Raw genomic sequence first — 19,434 nt, forward strand, 5'->3', positions numbered from 1 at the left:
ATGGGTGGATATCGGCAGAAAGCCCATACCAAAGTAGTGTTTTGGTCATTTTTGCCACCTCCAATCAATCCGCCGGCCCTGCAAAACCCAGCTGCTCGCAGGTGGTCCGGTCGTCCTGGCGCAGGGCGGCCCGGCGGCCCGCGTCATGGCGCTCGGCCAGGCGCTGCGGCAGCGCCGCCAGCAGGTCGGCCAGCGGGCCCTGCACCACCGCGCCGGGCAACCGGCGGCACAGTGCCGCCGCCGCGCGCGCCAGCCGCGGATGCAGCAGGAACAGGCCGGCGTCCAGCGCCAGCCAGCGCTGCACCGCACCGGGCTGGCCCTGGCGCGCGCAGCGGCCGGCCAACTGGCGGTCCAGCCGGCGGGCGGGGTTGTGCTGGCAGGCCAGTATCTGCAGGCCCCCGGCGGCCGCCACGTCTGCGGGCACGGCGATGTCGGTGCCTCGGCCGGCCATGTTGGTGGCCACGGTGATGGCACCGGCCTGGCCGGCGCACGCCACGATGGCGGCCTCGGCGGCATCGTGGCGGGCATTGAGCACTTCATGCGGCAGGCCGGCGCGGGCCAGCAGCGCGGACGCCTGCTCGGAATCGGCCACCGAATCGGTGGCCAGCAGCACCGGCAGGCCGGCCGCATGCAGCCGCTGTGCCTCGGCCACCACGCCGGTCCAGCGGGCGGCGTCGGTGGCATGCAGGCGCGTCGGCCGGTGCAGGCGGCGGCTGGGACGGCGCAGCGGAATGCGGCGCAGCGCCAGGCCGTAGGCCGTGGCCAGCTCGGCCCGCGATTCGTTCAGCGTGCCGCTCATGCCGCCCAGCAGCAGATAGCGCGGAAAGAAGCGCTGGAAGGTGGTCTGCGTCAGCGTGCGGCTGCTGCCGCTGGGCTTGCAGCCTTCCTTCAGCTCCACCAGCGCCTGCAGGCCGCGCGACCAGACCCGGCCCTCGGCCACGCGGCCGGTGGTTTCGTCGATCAGCAGCAGCTTGCCGTCGCGCACCAGGTAGTGCCGGTCGCGCTGGTACAGGTGGCGTGCGGCCAGGGCCAGCCGCACCGCATCGGTGGTCTGCCGCCGCGCCGCCGGCGCCACGCCCAGCCGCTGCAGATGGGCGGCCACGGCGGCGCTGCCGGCCTCGGTGAGCTCGGCGCTGCGCTCGGCGGTGTGCAGCCGGTAGTCGCGCCGCGCGCCCAGCAGGCCGCTGATGCGCCAGGCCGCACGGCAGCGGGCCAGCTCGTCTTCGTCGGGCAGGCTGTGGCTGAGCACCAGCGGGGTCATGGCGTCGTCGAGCAGGATGGCGTCGGCCTCGTCGATGAAGGCGCAGCACAGGCCGCGCAGCAGCAGCGGCAGGCCGGTGGCCGCGCGCAGCTGCAGGTCGGTGGTGGCGCCGCGGCGCGCGAGCTGGTCGCGCAGCCAGTCGAACACCAGCTCGCGCGCGGTGCAGTAGGTCACGTGGCAGCGGTAGGCGGCCATGCGCTGCACCGGGCCGTCGGGCTGCACCACGGTGCCCACGCCGAGGCCCAGCGCCGCATAGGCCGGCTGCAGCCAGGCGGCGTCGCGCTGCACGAGGTAGTCGTTGGCGGTGACCAGGTGCACCGGCACGCCGGCCAGGCCGGCCACCGCCGCGGCCAGGAAGGCGGCCAGCGTCTTGCCTTCGCCGGTGGCCATCTCGGCCAGCCGGCCCTGCAGCATCGTGCGGGCGGCCAGCAGCTGCACCGCATGCGGCACCAGCCCCAGCTGGCGCTGCGCCGCATCGGCGGCCAGCGCCAGGGCTTCGGGCAGCACCGCCGCGGCCAGGCCCTGGCGGGCCAGCGTGGCGCGCACCGCCTGCAGCCGCGCGATGCGGCCGGGCTCGGGCAGCGCCGCCAGCACCGCGGTCGCCTGCTGCACCGCCTGCAGGAAGCGGCGCGTGCCCAGGCACTCGCCCGGCCGGGGCAGCAGCCGCCAGGCGGTGGCCAGCGCGGCCAGCCAGCGCGGCGGCGGCGCATCGGGCCGCTGCGGATAGGCGCCGTGCAGCACGCCCGGGCGCGGCAGCGGCATGGGGGGCGCAAAGGACAGCAACACCGTCAGGCCGCCTGGAAATGGCGCAGCAGCAGCTGGCGGGCGCGGCGCCAGGCCTGCGTGGCCAGCGGCGCGCTGCCGTGGTCGAAGCGCACCCAGGCACGGGCGCCGATGCGCTCGGCCGGCGCGGCCGGCACCTGCAGGTCGACGACGAAGGCGGGGGACAGCGTCTTCAGCCCCTGCGGATCGGCCGGATCGGTGAGCCAGCGGCCGCCGGCGGCCTCGCCCAGCGCGGCGCTGGGCAGCTGGCCGGCGGCGGCCGGCACTTCGCGCAGCGCGACGGCGGTGAGCGCGCGGCCTTGCAGCGCCGCGGGCGCATCCGACAGCCGCACCGACACCGCCGGCGGGCTGCGACGAAGCAGGTCGATGTCGGCCTCCGGCACCGGCACCCGCAGCGACAGCGGCCGGCCGTCCAGCACGTAGCCCAGCAGGCTGCCCTGGGCGGCGTACTGCAGCGGCAGGTCCTGCGGCTTGGGCAGCACCAGGCGGCCGTCGGCCGGGCTGTGCAGCGCCAGCGCGGCGATGCGGGCATCCAGCCGCGCCAGCTCGGCATCCAGCCGGGCCAGCTCGGTACCCAGCCGCTGCGCCTGCGCGGGGTCGATGAACAGCCGCTGCAGCCGTTCCACCTCCAGCGCCTCGGCCCGCGCGGCCAGCGAGCTGCGCTCGGCGCGCAGTGCCGGGTCGTCCAGCCGCAGCAGCAGCTGGCCCTCGCGCACGCTGTCGCCATCGGCGGCCAGCACCTCGGTGACGAAGCCGGCGCTGCCCGCGCGCAGCTGGGCGCCTTCGGGCGCGGTGACCACGCCCTGCGCCAGCGTGCGCTGCGGCAGCGGCACGGCCACCAGCAGCAGCAGCAGCGCCGCGGCCAGGCCGGCGGCGGTGGCCACCGCGCGGCCGCGGCGCCGGTGCAGCCGGCCGTCGTGCCGCAGGAACTGCACCAGCTTCCACAGCGGGGCCAGCACCAGCGTGACGGCCGCCCACAGCAGCGCCACCGCGCCCAGCGCCACCGATTGCGCGGTGACCCAGCCCACCACCATCACCGCCACCACCCAGCGGTAAGCGGCCGCGGCCAGGCCGTAGCCCACCAGCCAGGGCACCTCGCCCGGGCCTTGCACCGGCGCGGCACGGGCCCGCAAGCCCAGCAGGTGGCGCTGCAGCAGCCACAGCAGGTAGGCCTGGCTGCGCTGGGCCAGGTTGGGCATGTCCAGCAGGTCGCTGAGCATGAAGTAGCCGTCCATGCGCAGCAGCGGATTGCCGTTGAACAGCAGCGTGGACACGCCGCAGACGAACATCACCACGAAGGCCGTGTCCTGCACCAGGCCCGGCTCCACCAGCAGCCACACCGCCAGCGCGCAGGCGGCCAGCAGCAGCTCGGCCACGATGCCGGCCGCCGCCACCGCGATGCGATGCCTGCGTGCCGGAAAGCCGTTGGAGGCCGATGCATCCACGAAGGGCACCGGCAGCGCCAGCATCAGCGTGATGCCCACCTTGTGCACCTCGCCGCCGAAGGCCCGCACCGCCATGCCGTGGGCCAGCTCGTGCAGGCCCTTGAGCACCGGGTAGGCCAGCCAGGCGATGAGCAGGTGCCGCGGCGACGCCATGTGCGCCGCGGCGAAGGCGGCGATCTCCTGCGCATGCAGGCAGGCGGCGACGGCGGCTGCGGCGATGCAGGCCAGCCAGGCCAGCAGCACCGGGCCGCTGGCCAGCCGGCGCGACAGCGGATCCAGCCGCCGCAGCAGCGACGACGGATCGCCCAGCGTCACCTTGAAGGCCAGCGGATTGACGGCGCGCCGCCGCTCGGCACGCCGGCGCTCGTCGGCGCGGCGGAACAGCAGCGCCACGTCGGGCGTGCGCTCGCACTGCATCAGTCCGGCGGCATCCAGCTGCGCCAGCAGCACGATCACCTCGCGCTGGGTGGGCGCGGCGTCGTCGCCCAGGGCCCGCACCGCATCCCACGCCTGCTGGACGCTGGCACGGCCATCGAAGCGGCCGGCCAGCCGCCAGGCCGCGGCATTGATGCGGTGGTGGCGGCCGGACAGGGTGTCCTCCAGCACGTACCAGACGCCGCCGCGCGCCGGGCGCCGCTGCACCCGCACCTGCGCATGCAGCCGAGGATGCAGGCCGGCCACGCGGTACCAGTGGGGGCTGTCGACGGGCTCGTTCATGCCACCCAGCTCCACCACTGCAGGCGCAGCCAATCCACCAGGCGGTGGCTGGCGATCCACAACGCGGGGCGGCGGCCGGCCTCGATGCGGGCGATGCCGCGCAGGCCTGGCCGCAGCGGCGGCGTGGCGCCCTCGATCGCGGCTTCCACCTCGAACACGTTGCGGCCCTGCACCACCGCGGCCACCGGCGTGATGCGGCGGATGCGCAGCGCCAGCGGCTGCGCCGGCGAGGCGGCCAGCACCATGCGGCCGGGCTGGCCCACCCGCAGGCCGGCGATGTCGCGCTCGTCCACCTCCACGATCACGCGGTGGCCGTCGCCCTGGGCCACCGTCATCAGCACGTCGCCCCGGCGCACCGGCGCACCCAGCGAGGCCGACAGGTCGCCCTGGATCACCACGCCGGCAAACGGCGCCTCCAACCGAGCGCGGCGCAGCGTCTGCTCGGCCAGGTCGAGCTGGGCACGCGCTTCCTCGGCGCGGGACAACGCCATCACCAGCTGCGCACGGTCGTGGCGGGCCAGCGCCTCGGCATAGGCCTGGCCCTGCTGCTGGGCCTGGCTCTGCCAGCGCCGGCGTTCGCTGTCGAGTTCGTCGCGGGCCAGCTCGGCCAGCACCTGGCCGGCAGCCACCACGTCGCCCGGCCGCGCATGCACCTGCTCGATGAAGCCGTCCACCGGCGCCACCAGCACCCGCTGCACCGCGCCCTCGATGCGGGCCTGGCCGGTGATGCGGTGGTCCGCCGGCACCACGGCCGCCACCAGGGCCGCCGAAGCCGCCAGGGCCACGGCGCAGGCCAGCAGCTTGGTGCCGGCGTGGCCGGGGCCGAGCAGCCGGTCGCGCAGCGCGCGCAGCTCGTCCAGCGCATGGCGCGGCAGGCTGCGTTGCTGCCGGCGCTTGAGCTCCAGCAGCGGGCCGAGCAGGCAGGCCAGGTGCTCGCACAGCGCCACCTCCGCCGGCTCGAAGCCGCGGCCAGCGCCGCGCTCGAACACGATGGCGCCCAGCGGCCGGCCGGCATCGGCCAGCGGCACGCTGCACAGCGCTGCATGCGTGCCCGCATGGTCGCGGGCCAGGGCTTCGTGCGCCCAGTGGATGTCTGGTGGCCCGTCCGTGGGCTGCGGATGCACCAGCGTGGCGGCCTGGTCGATGGCCTCGTCCATCGCGGCGGCCAAGGCCCGGGCCAGCGCCCGCCCGGCCGGCGCCTGCGCCTGGTGGGACACGCCCAGCAGCCGGGTGGCATCGGCCTCGTCGCGCAGGCCAATGGCCACGCGGTCGCAGCCCAGGGCCACCGACAGCTCGGTGGCGGCGGCCGCGGCGGCTTCGGCCAGCCGGGCATGGGCCAGCGTGGCGGCCTGCAGGCGCAGTGCGAGGGCGGGCGGATCGGCCGCGGCGCAGGAAGATTCGACAAGTGACATAAGCAGCCACGATAGCGGCCACCCAAGTGATAGAAACCGCAAAAAGAGGCCGCAAGCCGGCGCATACGCGGGCACAACCAGCGGTTCGACGACCGCGGCGGCCGTGGCGCCGGCTCTTCCTAGAATGGCCCGATGCAGTACACCCAGACGCGTCAGCTGTTCGTCACCTTCTTGCTCGCGGCCCTGCCCGCATTGATCTTTCTGCTGGATGTGCAAACACCGCTCGGCTATGCCGAATGGGCCATGTACATCATCCCGATGTCGCTGACGCTGCTGCAGAACCGCAGCGCGGTGCCGCTGGTGGAAGCGGCGGTGTGCACGGTGCTCATCATCGTGGGCTACTACCAGTCGGCCGGGGCCACCACCGCGTCGGGCTTCGCCCACATCAACCGCGGCATCGGTATCACGGCGGTGTGGACCATCGCCTTCACCGTGGTCAATGCGCTGAAGACGCGCCACCAGGTCAACGACATCCTGTGGCAGCAGCAGGGCGAGAGCGCGGTGGCGCAGGCGCTGTTGGGCGAGCTGACGCCCGAGCAGATCGGCCAGAAGGCGATGAGCGCGCTGTGCGAGTTCACCCATGCGCCGGTGGGCGTGCTGTACCGGCTGGAAGGCCAGACCCTGCTGCGCTGCGGCGGCCATGGCTTCGACCCGGCCACCACCGCCGAGCGCTGGCAGCTGCCCGACGGCCTGCTGGGCGAGGTGGCCGTCAGCGGCCAGCTGCGCCACCTGCGCAAGGTACCCATCGAGCACCTGCCGATCGCCAGTGGCCTGGGCCGCAGTCCCTCGGCGCAGTTGCTCATCGCGCCGCTGCGCGCCGACGGACAGGTCTGCGGCGTGATCGAGCTGGGCTTCGCCACCAGTGCCGAGGAACTGGGCGAGGCCCGCATGGCCCGCAAGCGCGCGCTGATGCGCGACGTGGGCGAGGCGGTGGGCGTGGCCATGCGCAGCGCGCTGTACCGCGAGCGGTTGCTGTCGCTGCTGGAGGAGACCCAGCGCCAGAGCGAGGAGCTGCAGGCCCAGCAGGAAGAGCTGCGCGTGACCAACGAGGAGCTGGAGGAGCAGAGCCGCGTGCTCTCCGAGTCCCAGGCGCGGCTGGAGACGCAGCAGGTGGAGCTGGAGCACACCAACCTGGCGTTGTCGGAGCAGAAGGCATCGCTGGAACGGCAGAAGCAGCACCTGGTGCAGGCGCAGAACGCGCTGCGCACGCATGCCGAGCAGCTGAAGGAGGCCAGCCGCTACAAGTCGGAGTTCCTGGCCAACATGTCGCATGAGCTGCGCACGCCGCTCAACAGCGCGCTGATCCTGTCGCGCCTGCTGGCCGACAACCGCGAAGGCACGCTGACGCCCGAGCAGGTGAAGTACGCCCAGACCATCCATGCCGCCAACAACGACCTGCTGGCGCTCATCAACGACGTGCTGGACCTGTCGAAGATCGAGGCCGGCAAGGCCGACCTGGAACTGGGCACGGTGCGCACCGACGACCTGCTGCAGCGCCTGCGCGCCACCTTCGAGCCGCTGGCCCTGCAGAAGGGCGTGGCGCTGCAGGTGGTGGCCGAGCCCGGCATGCCCGAGCGCCTGCACACCGATGCGCTGCGGCTGCAGCAGGTGCTGAAGAACCTGATGGCCAATGCGCTGAAGTTCACCGAGCGTGGCCAGGTCTCGCTGCGTGCCCTGCCCACGACAGAGGGTCGCATCGCGTTCGCGGTGCAGGACACCGGCATCGGCATTCCGAAGTCGCAGCAGGAAGTGATCTTCGAGGCCTTCCGCCAGGCCGACGGCAGCACCAGCCGCCGCTTCGGCGGCACCGGGCTGGGCCTGTCCATCTCGCGCGAGCTGGCCCGCCGGCTGGGCGGCGACATCACGGTGGACAGCGAGCCCGGCCGGGGCAGCACCTTCACGCTGGACCTGCCGGTGGAGCTGCAGGAAGAAGCCGGCGGCCCGGCCGACATGGCGGCCGAGCGCAGCGCCACGCCGGCACCGGCACCGGCAGCCGCCGCGTCCCCCGCACCGGCCCGGGCCCCGTCCCCGGCACCGGCCGCCGCGCCGGCGCCGGAGCCCGCACCGCCTGCCGCGCCGGTCGCGGCACGCACGCCCAGCCCGCGCCGCCACACCGGCCGGCTGGTGCTGGCGGTGGAGGACGATCCCACCTTCGCCAAGGTGCTGTGCGAGCTGGCCACCGACCTCGGCTTCGACTGCGAGATCGCCTCCAGCGGCGAGGAAGCGCTGCAGCTGGCGCGCGAGCTGCGGCCCAACGGCATCCTGCTGGACGTGGGCCTGCCCGACCAGTCGGGCCTGACGGTGCTGGAGCGCCTGAAGCGCGACCCCGACACCCGCCACATCCCGGTGCATGTGGTCTCGGCCCATCCGCATGTGCAGACCGCCCGCGAGCTGGGTGCAGTGGGCTACCTGCAGAAGCCGGTGGACCGCGAAGGCCTGGCCGGCGCGCTGGATGCGCTGCAGCGCCGCATGCAGCAGCAGGTACGCAGGTTGCTGATCGTGGAGGATGACGAGGGCTTGCGCAGCCACCTGCAGTTGCTGCTGGGAGGCGAAGGTGTGGAGATCACTGCCGTGGGAACGATCGCCGATGCGCTCGCGCAGCTCGGCCGCTCCACCTTCGACTGCATGGTGATGGACCTGGCCCTGCCCGACGGCACCGGTTACGACCTGCTGGAACGGATTGCCGCAACCGAGGACTACGCCTTCCCACCCGTCATCGTCTACACCGGCCGCGAGCTCAGCCGCGACGAGGAACAGCGGCTGCGCAAGCATTCGCGGTCCATCATCGTCAAGGGCGCGCGCTCGCCCGAGCGGCTGCTGGACGAGGTGACCCTGTTCCTGCACAGCGTGGAAGCCACACTGCCGGCCAACCAGCGCCAGCTGCTGCGTCAGGCCCGCCAGCGCGACGCGGTGCTGGACGGCCGGCGCATCCTGCTGGCCGAGGACGACGTGCGCAACATCTTCGCGCTGTCCAGCGTGTTCGAGCCGCTGGGGGCCAAGCTGGTGATCGCCCGCAACGGCAAGGAGGCGCTGCAGAAGCTGGAGGCCGAACGCAGCCAGATCGACCTGGTGCTGATGGACATCATGATGCCGGAGATGGACGGCCTGACCGCCCTGCGCCACATCCGCGAGCATGCCGAATGGGCCAGCCTGCCGGTCATCGCGCTCACCGCCAAGGCCATGGCCGACGACCGCGAGCGCTGCCTGGCCGCCGGCGCCAACGACTACATCGCCAAGCCCATCGACATCGACAAGCTGGTGTCGCTGTGCCGCGTGTGGATGCCCAAGTGAACACCCTGGGCGAGCACGCCACCACCCCCGCCGCGGCGCTGCAGGAAGAACAGCTGTTCGACCTGGAGATCCGGCTGCTGCTGGAGGCGGTGTACCAGCGCTGGCAGCACGATTTCCGCGACTACGCCATCAGCTCGCTGCGCCGGCGCATGCGCCAGGCGATGGCGCATTTCCACTGCGACAGCCTCTCGGCGCTGCAGGGCCGCGTGCTGCACGAGCCGGAGGTGTTCGCGCAGATGCTGCAGTTCTTCACCGTGCAGGTCAGCGAGATGTTCCGCGACCCCAGCTACTTCCGCGCGCTGCGCGAGCAGGTGCTGCCGGTGCTGCGCACCTACCCGTCGCTGAAGATCTGGGTGGCCGGCTGCAGCCATGGCGAGGAGGTGTGGTCGCTGGCCATCCTGCTGGCCGAGGAAGGGCTGCTGTCGCGCACCATCCTCTATGCCACCGACATCAATGCCGCGGCGCTGCAGCGCGCGGAGGCCGGCATCTATCCGCTGGACCGCGTGGCCGGCTTCAGCCGCAACTACCTGGCCGCGGGCGGGCGCGGCTCGCTCTCCGACCACTACACCAGCGCCTACGGCGGCGTGGCCTTCGACCGTCGGCTCAAGCAGCAGATCGTGTTCGCGGACCACAGCCTGGCCACCGACAGCGTGTTTTCCGAGGTGCATTTCGTCTCTTGCCGCAACGTGCTCATCTACTTCAAACGCCCGCTGCAGGACCGCGCGCTGGGCTTGTTTGCCGAGGCGCTGGTGCGCCGCGGCTTCCTCGGCCTGGGCCTGCGCGAGACGGTGCAGTTCAGCGGCCACGCCGGTGCCTTCGAGCCGGTGGTGCCCGACCAACGCATCTACCGCAAGGTATGAGCGCCGCCGCCCGACCGCCCGAAGGCGGCGCCTCCTCCTGGAAGGATCCCGCGCAGCGGGACGGTGCGCCAGTGAACACGGTGCCTGAGCCGTTCCGGCCGGAGGCGGTGGTCATCGGTGCCTCCGCCGGTGGCGTGCAGGCGCTGCAGACGCTGCTGGCCGCGGTGCCCGCGCACTTCCCGGCGGCCATCGCGGTGGTGCTGCACCTGCCGCCCGACCGGCCGAGCGCGCTGGCCTCGTTGCTGGGCGCGAGCTGCGCGCTGCCCGTGGCCGAGGCCATCGACAAGCAGCCGATGCTGCCCGGACAGGTGCTGCTGGCGCCGCCCGACTACCACCTGCTGGTGGAGCCCGACCGCAGCGTGGCGCTGTCGGTGGATGCACCGCTGCTGTATTCGCGCCCCGCCATCGACCCGCTGTTCGAAAGCGCGGCCATCGCCTACGGCCCGGCGCTGCTGGGCATCGTGCTCACCGGCGCCAGCCGCGACGGCAGCGAAGGCCTGGCCGCGGTGCGGCGGCAAGGCGGCCAGGCCTGGGTGGAGGCACCCTCCACCGCCCTCGTCTCCACCATGCCGGCGGCCGCGCTGGCCCACGCCGGCGCCGACCTGGTGGCGCCCCTGGACGAACTGGGCGCCCGCCTGGGTGCATGGGCCTGTCGATGATGACGACGACGCGAACCCCCGAACGTGACGACGTCAACCTGCTGGTGGTCGACGACGTGCAGCAGAACCTCATCGCGATGCAGGCCCTGCTGGCCCGCCCCGGCGTGCAGGTGCTCACCGCCCGCAGCGGCCCCGAGGCGCTGGAACTGCTGCTGACGCAGGACATCGCGCTGGCGCTGCTGGACGTGCAGATGCCGGGCATGGACGGCTTCGAGCTGGCCGAGCTGATGCGCGGCGCCGAACGCACCCGCGGCGTGCCCATCATCTTCCTGACCGCCGCGCCGCGCGACGGCCAGCGGCTGTTCCGCGGCTACGAGGCCGGCGCGGTGGACTTCCTCTACAAGCCGATCGACCCCGAGGTGCTGCGCAGCAAGGTGGCGGTGTTCGTCGAGCTGTTCGAGCAGCGCCGTACGCTGGCGCAGACGGTGGGCGAGCTGCAGCGCGTGATCGCGCTCAACGAGGCGATGGTCGCGGTGCTGACGCACGACCTGCGCACGCCGCTGCAGGCGATGATGGCCGGCGCGGACCTGATCCGCCGCAAGTCGGCCGACAGCGGCGCCCGCAACGCGGCCGACGGCATCCGCTCCAGCGGCCAGCGCATGAACCGCATGATCGCGCAGCTGCTGGACTTCTCGCGCATCCGCTCGGGCTCGCTGCGCATCGACAAGGCACCGTCGGACCTGGGCGCGCTGTGCGCCACGGTGCTGGACGAGATCCGCCAGGCGCGGCCCGATGCCCACATCCAGCTGCATACCGAAGGCGACCTGAACGCCAGCTTCGACCCCGACCGGCTGATGCAGGTGATCGCCAACCTGGTGACCAATGCGGTGCAGCACGGCGCGCCCGACCAGCCGGTGGAGCTGCGGCTGGACGGCACGCAGGCCGAGGTCATCGCGGTGGAGGTGAGCAACACCGGCACCCTGCCGCCGGCGGTGCGCGAGCGGCTGTTCGAGCCTTTCCGCACCAGCAGCGCCAGCAGCGGCGGCCTCGGCCTGGGCCTGTACATCGTGGCGCAGTTCCTGGAAGCGCACGGCGGCCAGGTGCAGGGCCGCTCCAGCGACGAGGGGCGCACCGTGTTCAGCTTCTCGCTGCCACGCGGACTGCCGATGGCCAGCGCGGCATAGCCGGCCGCCTGCGGCCCGCCGCACAATGCGGGCCATGTCCGGCCCCGCAACCTCACGCTACTGGCAACGCAACCGCCGCCTGATCGGCGCGCTGCTGGGCGTGTGGTCGGTGGCCACCTTCGGCGTGCTGTTCTTCGCCCGCGAGCTGATGTTCCAGTGGCTCAACTGGCCGTTCGCCTTCTGGTTCGCGGCGCAGGGCGCGCTGCTGATGTACGTGGCCATCATCGCGCTGTATGCGCGGCTGATGAACCGGGCCGATGAGCAAGCGCGCCAGGCCCCGCAGGCCGAGGCTCCGCCGCCAGGCCCTTGAAGCGGGCGCCGATGCGCGCGGCCCGCCGCGCCGACGCGGCAGGCAGTGAGGGCGCGCCGGTCCGCCGGCCTCGCCAGCAGAGTGTTCTGGCCGCTGACCCTGGCCCTGGTGCAGGCGCTGGGCTGGCGCGCCCGTCCGCCGCCGCTGCGCGATGCCCGGCTGTGCTGGCTGGCCGCGGCCTTCGCGGCACAGGGTTTCGTGATCGCCGCCATGGCCGCGGGGATGCTGGATCTACTCGCCGGCGACCGGCTGGCGCCGCAGCGGCTGGGCGCCCTCACCTTCGGCCTGCTGCCCGCGCGCTTGCTGCTGCCTGGCATCGGCAGCCCGGCCGTGGCCGGTTGCATTGCCTTCGTGGTGATGTATGGCGCCGGCCTGGGGCTGCTGACGCTGGTGCGGGCGGCCGCGCCGCTGCGCCTGTTCGGGCCTGGACCTGATGCGCTGGTCGCAGGCGCGCTGGCCACGCCGGCGGTACTGGCCCGCGCGGCCGGATCGGCGGCCTAGGCGATGGCCTGGCGCGGCCGCGCGCTGCGGCCGCCGGCCTCAGCCGGCTGAAGCGGGCAGGCGCGCCAGCGCGGCCACGGTGGCCAGGCAGGCCCGCGCGGCCTCGCCGCCCTTGACCACGAAGTGCTCGGTGAAGTAGCGGCGGTGCTCCGCATGCTCGTGGAAATGGTGCGGTGTCAGCACCGCCGAGATGACCGGCACGCCGGTGTCCAGCTGCACCCGCATCAGGCCGTCGATCACCGCATGGGCGACGAAGTCGTGGCGGTAGATGCCGCCGTCCACCACCAGGCCGCAGCCGACGATGGCGGCATAGCGGCCTGAACGCGCCAGGCGCTGCGCATGCAGCGGGATCTCGAACGCGCCCGGCACGTCGAACACGTCCACCGCATCGGGCGGCACGTCGCGCTGTTCGAGCTCGGCGAAGAAGGCCTCGCGGGCGCGGCCGACGATGTCGGCATGCCAGCCCGCCTGGATGAAGGCGAAGCGCGGGCGTTGCGAGGAAGCGGAAGCGGATGGCTGATTCATGGAGGGCCTGTTGCAAGGTTGACCAGAATCAGGGCGCACGGGCGCAGCGGCCCGCCGCACCGTCACGTGCCGCAGGCCATGCGCTCTCTTTCATCCGGACTGTGACCGTCGGCCCCGGCATCGCACCGGGTCTGCTGACCCCGGCCTGCAGCAGGCCGGGCGCTCGCGGGCTCATGCGGCCGCAGCCGCCATCACCGCCGGTGGGGAATTCCACCCCGCCCTGAGAACGTGGCGCGCAGTCTATGCGCCGGCTGAAGAGCCCGGTGGCAGCAGGTCTTCGATCAGCGCCGCGGCCTGCTCGAAGTCCAGCTCGTCGATGCGGGCGGCCAGCGCGTCGAACTGGGTGCGGCCCACCGCCTGCTGCAGCGCCGGCGCGAGCGCCTGGAAGCGCGGCAGCGCATTCAGGTCCTGGGCCCGCAGCAGGGCCTGCAGCCGGCGCAGGGCCTCGGTGTCCAGCGGCGCCTGCGCGGCGGCGCCATCCCGCGCCTGCTGCTGTTGCCGGGCACGCGCCAGCAGCACCGGCTGCGCCTGGGCCATCAGCGCGGCCAGCGCGTGGGCCAGGGCCGCCATGGCACGCGGCACGGCCGTGGCGCCGGGCTCCGCCAGCAGCGCGGCTTCGGCCTCGCCCGCCAGCCGCTGCACCGCCAGCGCGCCCAGGGTGCCGGCCGAGCCGCGCAGCTTGTGCACCCGCGCGGCCAGCGGCGGCGGGCTGGCGGACCCGTGGGCCGGCGCGGTCTCGCCGAGCTCCGCCAGGTCGCCGAACTCGTCCAGCATGCGGCCCAGCAGTCTGACGAAGAGGTCGGCATCGCCACCCAGCCGCACCGCGGCGCCTTCGGCGTCGATGCCCTCGATGGCCGGCCAGTCGGCCGGCAGGCCGATGCCGTCGCCGGGCGCCACCGCCAGCGCCCGGCCCCGTGCCCGCTCCACATGGCGGCGCACGCAGCGCACCAGCGAGCGTGCATCCAGCGGCTTGGCCACGAAATCGTTCATGCCGGCCTCGAACACCCGCTGCCGCTCGGCCAGCATCGCACCCGCGGTCAGCGCCACCACCGGCAGCGCCTGCAGCGCCGGTTCCTGGCGCAGCCGGCGCGTGGCCTCCAGGCCGTCCATCACCGGCATCTGCACGTCCATCAGCACCAGGTCCACTCCGCCTTCGCCGCCGCGCAGCTGCTCCAGCGCATCACGGCCGTTGACGCAGGCCACCACGCTGGCGCCCTCGCGTTCCAGCACCCGGCGCGCCACCTCCAGGTTGACCTCGCTGTCGTCCACCACCATGACCCGCACGCCGGGCAGCCAGCGCAGCGACTGGCCGTCCAGCCGCGTGGCCTCCAGCAGCGCGCCGCCACGGCCGAAGCGGCGCAGCGCCTGGTTCACCGCATTGAAGAGCGCGGCCGCGCACACCGGTTCCCGCAGCCAGGCATCGGCGCCCTCCAGCGGCCGTGCATCGGCCGGCGCCGCCACTGCGGCGGGCGCCGGCACGCACACCAGCACCAGCGCCGGCTGGCCCGGGGCCGGGACGGCGGCCCGCCAGTCGTTCAGCAGGGCCGCGGCCTGCTCGGCCGGCGGCCGTGCCGCGTCAATCACCAGCACGTCGGCGGCGGCCAGCCGGCCGGCGCTGCGCTCGGGTCCGGCGGCCAGCTCGTCGGCCTGCCAACCCAGGGCCTTGGCGGCGCCCAGCAGCGCCGGCCGCTGCTCGCTGCCCTGGCCGGCCACCAGCAGCCGCATCGTGCCGGCGGCGGCCGGCCCGGGCGCGCCTTCGTCCTCGCGTGCCAGGCCCAGCGGCAGCACCACCCAGAACTCGCTGCCCTCGCCGGGGCGGCTGTGCACGCCCACCTCGCCGCCCATCAGCCCGGCCAGGCGGCGCACGATGGACAGGCCCAGGCCCGTGCCGCCGAAGCGGCGGGTGGTGGAGGCATCGGCCTGGGTGAAGGGCGCGAACAGCCGCTGCTGCACCTCCGGCGCGATGCCGATGCCGGTGTCGCGCACCGTCCAGCGCAGCCACGCCCGCTCGTCCTGCCGGTGCAGCACCTCCACGTCCAGCGAGACGATGCCCTGCTCGGTGAACTTGATGGCATTGCTCAGCAGGTTGGTGAGGATCTGCCGCACGCGGGTGGCGTCGCCGCGCACATGGCGCGGCACGCCGGCCAGCGCCGGCATGCGCAGGGCCAGGCCCTTGCCGTCGGCCTGCACCGACAGCACCTCGGTCAGCTCGGCCAGCAGCCGCGCCAGGTCGAAGGGCGCCTCCTCCAGCAGCATCTCGCCGGCCTCGATCTTCGACAGGTCGAGCACGTCGTCGATGACCCCCATCAGCGCCCGGCCGGCGGTCTGGATGCGCTGGATGAAGCCGCGCTGCTCGGCATCCAGCGCCGATTGCTCCAGCAGGTACGACAGCCCCATCACCGCATTGAGCGGCGTGCGGATCTCGTGGCTCATGTTGGCCAGGAACTGGCTCTTGGCGATGTTGGCCAGCTCGGCCTGCGCGGTGCGTTCCTCCAGCTGCAGCTGCACCGTCTTCAGCTCCGTCACGTCCATCACCACCGAGACAAAGCCGTGCACGCCGTGCTCGTCGCGGTCGGGCAGGTAGTGCAGCCAGTAGTGCACGGTGCTGCCGTCGGGCAGCTGGCGGCTGCGCTCGGCACGCACGCGCTCGCCGCGCAGCGCGGCCCGCATCAGCGGCTCGTTCAGCGCATACAGCTCGGGGCCGAACAGCTCGCGCTGGGTGCGGCCGACCATCTCGGCCGGGTCCAGCCCCAGCCAGCTGCGGTAGGCCTTGTTGGCGAAGGTGCAGCGCATGTCGGTGTCCCAGTGCGCCAGCACGCCGGGAAAGGCATCCATGGCCAGCCGCAGCAACCGTTCGCGGTCGGCCAGCTCGCGCTGGGCGCCGCGGCTTTCCTGCACCAGCGCATCGAGGCGGCGGCGCTGCTCGGTCAGCTCGGTGATGTCGTGCACCAGCACGTACAGGCCGCGCACCTCGCCGTCCACCTTGTCGGGCACGTAGTGGGCAAGGGTATGGCGCTCGGGCAGGCCGTGCATCGCCGGGAAGGTGCGCTCGAAGGTCTGCGGCTCGCCAGCCAGCGCGGCCAGCAGGTGCGGCTCGTTGCTGCGGAAGATCTCCGGGCTCATCACCGAGCGCAGGTTGCGCCCGGGCATGGCGCCGCGCGGCAGGCCGAACCAGTGGTGGTATGCATCGTTGGCAAAGCGGTTGTCCAGGTGGCGGTCCCAGTAGCCGACCATGGAAGGCAGCGCGTCCAGCAGCGTCTGCAGGTCGCGACGGGCGCCTTCCAGCGCGGCGGTGCGGTCCAGCACCTGCTGCTCCAGGGTGGCGCTCAGCTCGCGCAGCCGGCGCTCGGCGGCCTTGCGTGCGCCCACGTCGCGGATGGTCATGCCCACGCCCTGCAGCCGGCCGTGGGCATCGCGGATGGGCGAGACCGCGATGGACACCTCGGCCAGCGAGCCGTCGCGCACCCGGCACACGGCATCGAAGGGCGGCACCGACTCGCCGCGCGCCATGCGCTCGCGCAGGCCCTCGTGCGGCAGCGTGCCGTCCTGCGCCAGCAGCACGCTGGACAGCGGCTGGCCCATGGCCTCGGCCGCGCCGTAGCCGAAGATGCGTTCGGCCGCATGGTTCCAGCCGATCACCGTGCCCGCCATCGACTCGCCGATGATCGCGTCGCTGGAGGTCTGCAGGATGCCGGCCAGCCGGCTCTGGTGCAGCCGCGCCCGCAGCTCCGCACGCCGGTTGCGCAGCACCACATAGCCCAGCGCCGCCAGCAGCAGCGAGGCGACGACACCCCCGGCGAACACCCGCGTCGGCGACACCAGGTTCAGCCCCTGCATGAAGGCCGGCTGCGCCCGCAGCTCCAGGTGCCAGGCCCGGCCGAACAGCTCCCGCTGCAGCTGGATGCCCAGGTCGGCGGTCGCGCCGGCATGGAAGCCCGGCGATGCGAAGAAGTGCTCCGCCGGCCCGCCCGGCTGGCTGTCGGCCACGCCGATGGCGAAGCCCACCTCGCGCAAAGCCACCTCCCTGAGCACGTCGTCGATCGACAGCGGCGCATATACCCAGCCGATGCCCGCCGCCTGCCGCTGCTCGGGCGTGTCCACTGGCAGGCCTGGGGCATACACCGGCAGCAGCAGCAGGAAGGAATGCATCGGCCGTTCGCGCGCCTGCACCAGCGTGATGGGCGCGGTGAGCGCGGCCCGGCCGCTGGCCAGGGCCTGCAGCGCGGCGTTGCGGCGGCGGGCCTCGGAGGCGATGTCCAGCCCCACGGCATTGGGCCCGCGCTCCACCGGCTCGATGTAGAGGATGACGAAGCGCTCGCCCGCATGCGGCGCGAACTGCTGCACCCCGAAGGTGGGCCAGCCGTCGCGCCGCGCGGCCTCGATGAAGGCCACCTCCTCATCCACCGGCACGCGGCGGATGAAGCCGAAGCCGCGCGCGCCGGGAAACTCGCGGTCGATGTCGCGGGACAGGTGGTAGCGGCGGAACACCTCGCGGCTCAGGCGGTCGCCGGCGGCCATCACCACGCCGCGTGCGCCGCGCAGGCCCTTTTCATAGTCCTGCATGCGGGCCATCAGCCGGTCGGCCACGCGGCCGGCCTGCTGCTCGAAGCGGGATTGGGCGAAGGCCTGGTTCAGCTGCGACTGCTGCAGCGCCAGCAGCGCCGCCACCAGCAGCCCGGCCAGCAGCAGCGCGATCGCGCCGGCCGCGGGCTGGTGCAGCGCGCGCCACGGCCGGGCGCTGGTCAAGCGGCGTCCTCCCCGCGGCGGCGAGGCACCACGCCACCGTCCGCGGCCGCCTGCAGCAGCGCCTGCGCGCAGGCCAGCAGGCGCTGCGGCTGCGGCGGCTTCATCTGGAAGGCCACCCCGGGCTGCTCGCACCAGGCCTGCACCCGGGCATCCGGCTCGCTGCCGCTCATCAGCAGCACCGGCACCGTGGCCAGCGGCGCCGAGGCGCGCATCTCGGCCAGCAGCTGCAGCCCCGGCAGGTCGGGCAGGTTCAGGTCCAGCAGCACCAGGTTGGGGATCGCCTGGCGGGCCAGCCGCAGGCCGTCGGCGCCCCGCTTGGCGAAGCGCACCTTGCCCAGCGACCGCAGGCATGCGCCCACCACCACGATGACGGTGGGATCGTCGTCGACGATGAGAAGGTCATGTGGCGCGTTCATCGTTCACCGGCGGACTGCTGTGCTGCAAGCATTCTGAGTGGCCCCGGTGCGTGCCTTCGATAGGCGCATGCCCTGCCCTGGGGACGTCCTGCGGCAGGGGCAATCGCGGGGCCGGCCCCGGGCCGCGGCTTTAGACTGGCGGCTTTTGCCCCGGCCCGCCCGGCCCGGGCCGTGCCGTGCCAACGCCCTCCCAGATGCCGCTCCCGCTCGCCGACCGACTGCAGTTCATCGATCCGTTCTACGTGATGGAGTGCGCCAAGGCGGCCGACGAGATCGCCCGCAGCCCGGCCTGCGACCCCGCCCAAGGCGGCCGGCCGATGATCTACCTGAACATCGGCGAACCCGACTTCACCGCCCCGCCGCCAGTGCTGCAGGCCGCGCAGGCCTGCCTGGCCGCCGGCCGCACCCAATACACCGCGGCCACCGGCCTGCCGGCGCTGCGCGAAGCCATCAGCCGCTGGTATGCCGAGCGCTTCGGTCTGGAAGTGCCGGCGCGCCGCATCGTCGTCACCGCGGGCGCCTCGGCCGCATTGCAGCTGGCCACGCTGGCGCTGGTGAACCCGGGCGACCAGGTGCTGCTGCCCGACCCCAGCTACCCCTGCAACCGGCACTTCGTGGCCGCGGCGGGCGGCCAGGCGGTGTTGCTGCCGGCCGGTGCCCAGTCCCGCTTCCAGCTGGATGCGACCGCGGTGCAGGCCGCCTGGGGGCCGCACACCCGCGGCGTGCTGCTGGCCTCGCCCTCCAATCCCACCGGCACCTCCATCGCGCCGGACGAGATGCGCCGCATCGTCGACGTGGTGCGCGAGCGCCACGGCTTCGCCATCGTCGACGAGATCTACCTCGGCCTGAGCTACGACGATCATTTCGCGGCCAGCGCGCTGCAGCTGGGCGAGGACGTCATCTCGATCAACAGCTTCAGCAAGTACTTCAGCATGACCGGCTGGCGGCTGGGCTGGATGGTGCTGCCCGAGCGGCTGGTGGCCCCGGTGGAGCGGCTGGCGCAGAACCTGTTCATCTGCGCCTCCAGCATCGCGCAGCAGGCCGCGCTGGCCTGCTTCCTGCCCGAGTCCATCGCCACCTACGAGGACCGCCGAGCCGCCTTCCGCGCCCGGCGCGACTTCATCGTGCCGGCGCTGCAAAGCCTGGGCTTCGGCGTGCCGGTGGTGCCGGACGGCGCCTTCTACGTATGGGCCGACGTCAGCGCCCATGCAGCCAGCAGCTGGGACTTCTGCTTCAGCATGATGGACAAGGCCCACGTGGCCCTGACCCCCGGCCGCGACTTCGGCCCGGCGGCCGGCGAGCGCTACATGCGGCTGTCCTTCGCCAACAGCCTGCCGCAACTGGAGGAAGCCGTGCGCCGGCTTTCCCAGGCGCTGTGACCGGC

At 73.4% G+C, this 19,434-nt stretch carries 13 protein-coding genes and 1 riboswitch; of the genes, 7 read left to right on the forward strand and 6 right to left on the reverse strand.

The genetic code is table 11. The features are described 5' to 3' along the window. Positions 1-64: 64 nt before the first annotated feature. The 3 genes from VO99_RS07465 to VO99_RS07475 are packed head-to-tail and all read right to left on the reverse strand — an operon-like array spanning position 65 to position 5,618. Positions 65-2,023, reverse strand: a complete 1,959-nt coding sequence (locus tag VO99_RS07465) for a preprotein translocase subunit SecA (RefSeq protein WP_046112216.1) — start codon at positions 2,021-2,023, stop codon at positions 65-67. Positions 2,024-2,049: 26 nt separating this feature from the next. Next, a complete protein-coding gene (locus tag VO99_RS07470; protein ID WP_046112393.1) occupies positions 2,050-4,206 on the reverse strand; it encodes an efflux RND transporter periplasmic adaptor subunit in 2,157 nt (718 codons plus the stop codon). Then, entirely contained in the window at positions 4,203-5,618 is a 1,416-nt protein-coding gene (locus VO99_RS07475; protein WP_052736174.1) for a GAF domain-containing protein, read from the reverse strand. The genes VO99_RS07470 and VO99_RS07475 overlap by 4 nt, the downstream gene beginning before the upstream one ends. A gap of 132 nt (positions 5,619-5,750) precedes the next feature. On the opposite strand from VO99_RS07475, the gene VO99_RS07480 reads away from it, so the two are divergent. From VO99_RS07480 to VO99_RS07505, 6 genes are all read left to right on the forward strand, one after another. Continuing rightward, positions 5,751-8,909: a response regulator gene (locus tag VO99_RS07480; RefSeq protein ID WP_046112217.1), complete on the forward strand. Its 3,159-nt coding sequence runs from the start codon at positions 5,751-5,753 to the stop codon at positions 8,907-8,909. Between the two features lie 5 nt (positions 8,910-8,914). Continuing rightward, complete coding sequence (locus VO99_RS07485) at positions 8,915-9,769, forward strand: CheR family methyltransferase (RefSeq protein WP_232315308.1); 855 nt, start codon at positions 8,915-8,917, stop codon at positions 9,767-9,769. An 80-nt stretch (positions 9,770-9,849) separates the two neighbouring features. After that, positions 9,850-10,428, forward strand: a complete 579-nt coding sequence (locus VO99_RS07490) for a chemotaxis protein CheB (protein ID WP_232315297.1) — start codon at positions 9,850-9,852, stop codon at positions 10,426-10,428. Further along, on the forward strand, positions 10,428-11,552 hold the full coding sequence (locus VO99_RS07495) for a hybrid sensor histidine kinase/response regulator (protein ID WP_232315298.1): 1,125 nt from the start codon (positions 10,428-10,430) through the stop codon (positions 11,550-11,552). The genes VO99_RS07490 and VO99_RS07495 overlap by 1 nt, the downstream gene beginning before the upstream one ends. A gap of 34 nt (positions 11,553-11,586) precedes the next feature. Continuing rightward, on the forward strand, positions 11,587-11,862 hold the full coding sequence (locus VO99_RS07500; protein ID WP_046112219.1) for a DUF4212 domain-containing protein: 276 nt from the start codon (positions 11,587-11,589) through the stop codon (positions 11,860-11,862). Between the two features lie 81 nt (positions 11,863-11,943). Beyond that, positions 11,944-12,363: a hypothetical protein gene (locus tag VO99_RS07505; protein ID WP_046112220.1), complete on the forward strand. Its 420-nt coding sequence runs from the start codon at positions 11,944-11,946 to the stop codon at positions 12,361-12,363. 39 nt (positions 12,364-12,402) lie between these two features. Here VO99_RS07505 and VO99_RS07510 read toward each other — a convergent pair whose 3' ends face one another. From VO99_RS07510 to VO99_RS28690, 3 genes are all read right to left on the reverse strand, one after another. Continuing rightward, positions 12,403-12,888 (reverse strand): 6,7-dimethyl-8-ribityllumazine synthase, encoded by a 486-nt coding sequence (locus VO99_RS07510; protein WP_046112221.1) that lies wholly within the window; start codon positions 12,886-12,888, stop codon positions 12,403-12,405. Positions 12,889-12,966: 78 nt separating this feature from the next. Beyond that, positions 12,967-13,120, reverse strand: a riboswitch (FMN riboswitch). An 8-nt stretch (positions 13,121-13,128) separates the two neighbouring features. Beyond that, positions 13,129-17,634 carry a PAS domain-containing hybrid sensor histidine kinase/response regulator gene (locus VO99_RS28685; protein ID WP_052736177.1) on the reverse strand — a complete coding sequence of 1,502 codons (4,506 nt, stop codon included), beginning with the start codon at positions 17,632-17,634 and terminating at the stop codon, positions 13,129-13,131. Then, positions 17,631-18,050 (reverse strand): response regulator, encoded by a 420-nt coding sequence (locus VO99_RS28690; protein WP_052736178.1) that lies wholly within the window; start codon positions 18,048-18,050, stop codon positions 17,631-17,633. Before VO99_RS28690 ends, VO99_RS28685 begins: the two co-directional genes overlap by 4 nt. 194 nt (positions 18,051-18,244) lie before the next feature. Between VO99_RS28690 and VO99_RS07525 the strand changes: the two genes are divergently transcribed. Next, positions 18,245-19,429, forward strand: a complete 1,185-nt coding sequence (locus VO99_RS07525; RefSeq protein ID WP_046112222.1) for a pyridoxal phosphate-dependent aminotransferase — start codon at positions 18,245-18,247, stop codon at positions 19,427-19,429. Positions 19,430-19,434: the final 5 nt, after the last annotated feature.

Source organism: Aquincola tertiaricarbonis (assembly GCF_000969605.1).
Lineage (GTDB): Bacteria > Pseudomonadota > Gammaproteobacteria > Burkholderiales > Burkholderiaceae_C > Aquincola > Aquincola tertiaricarbonis.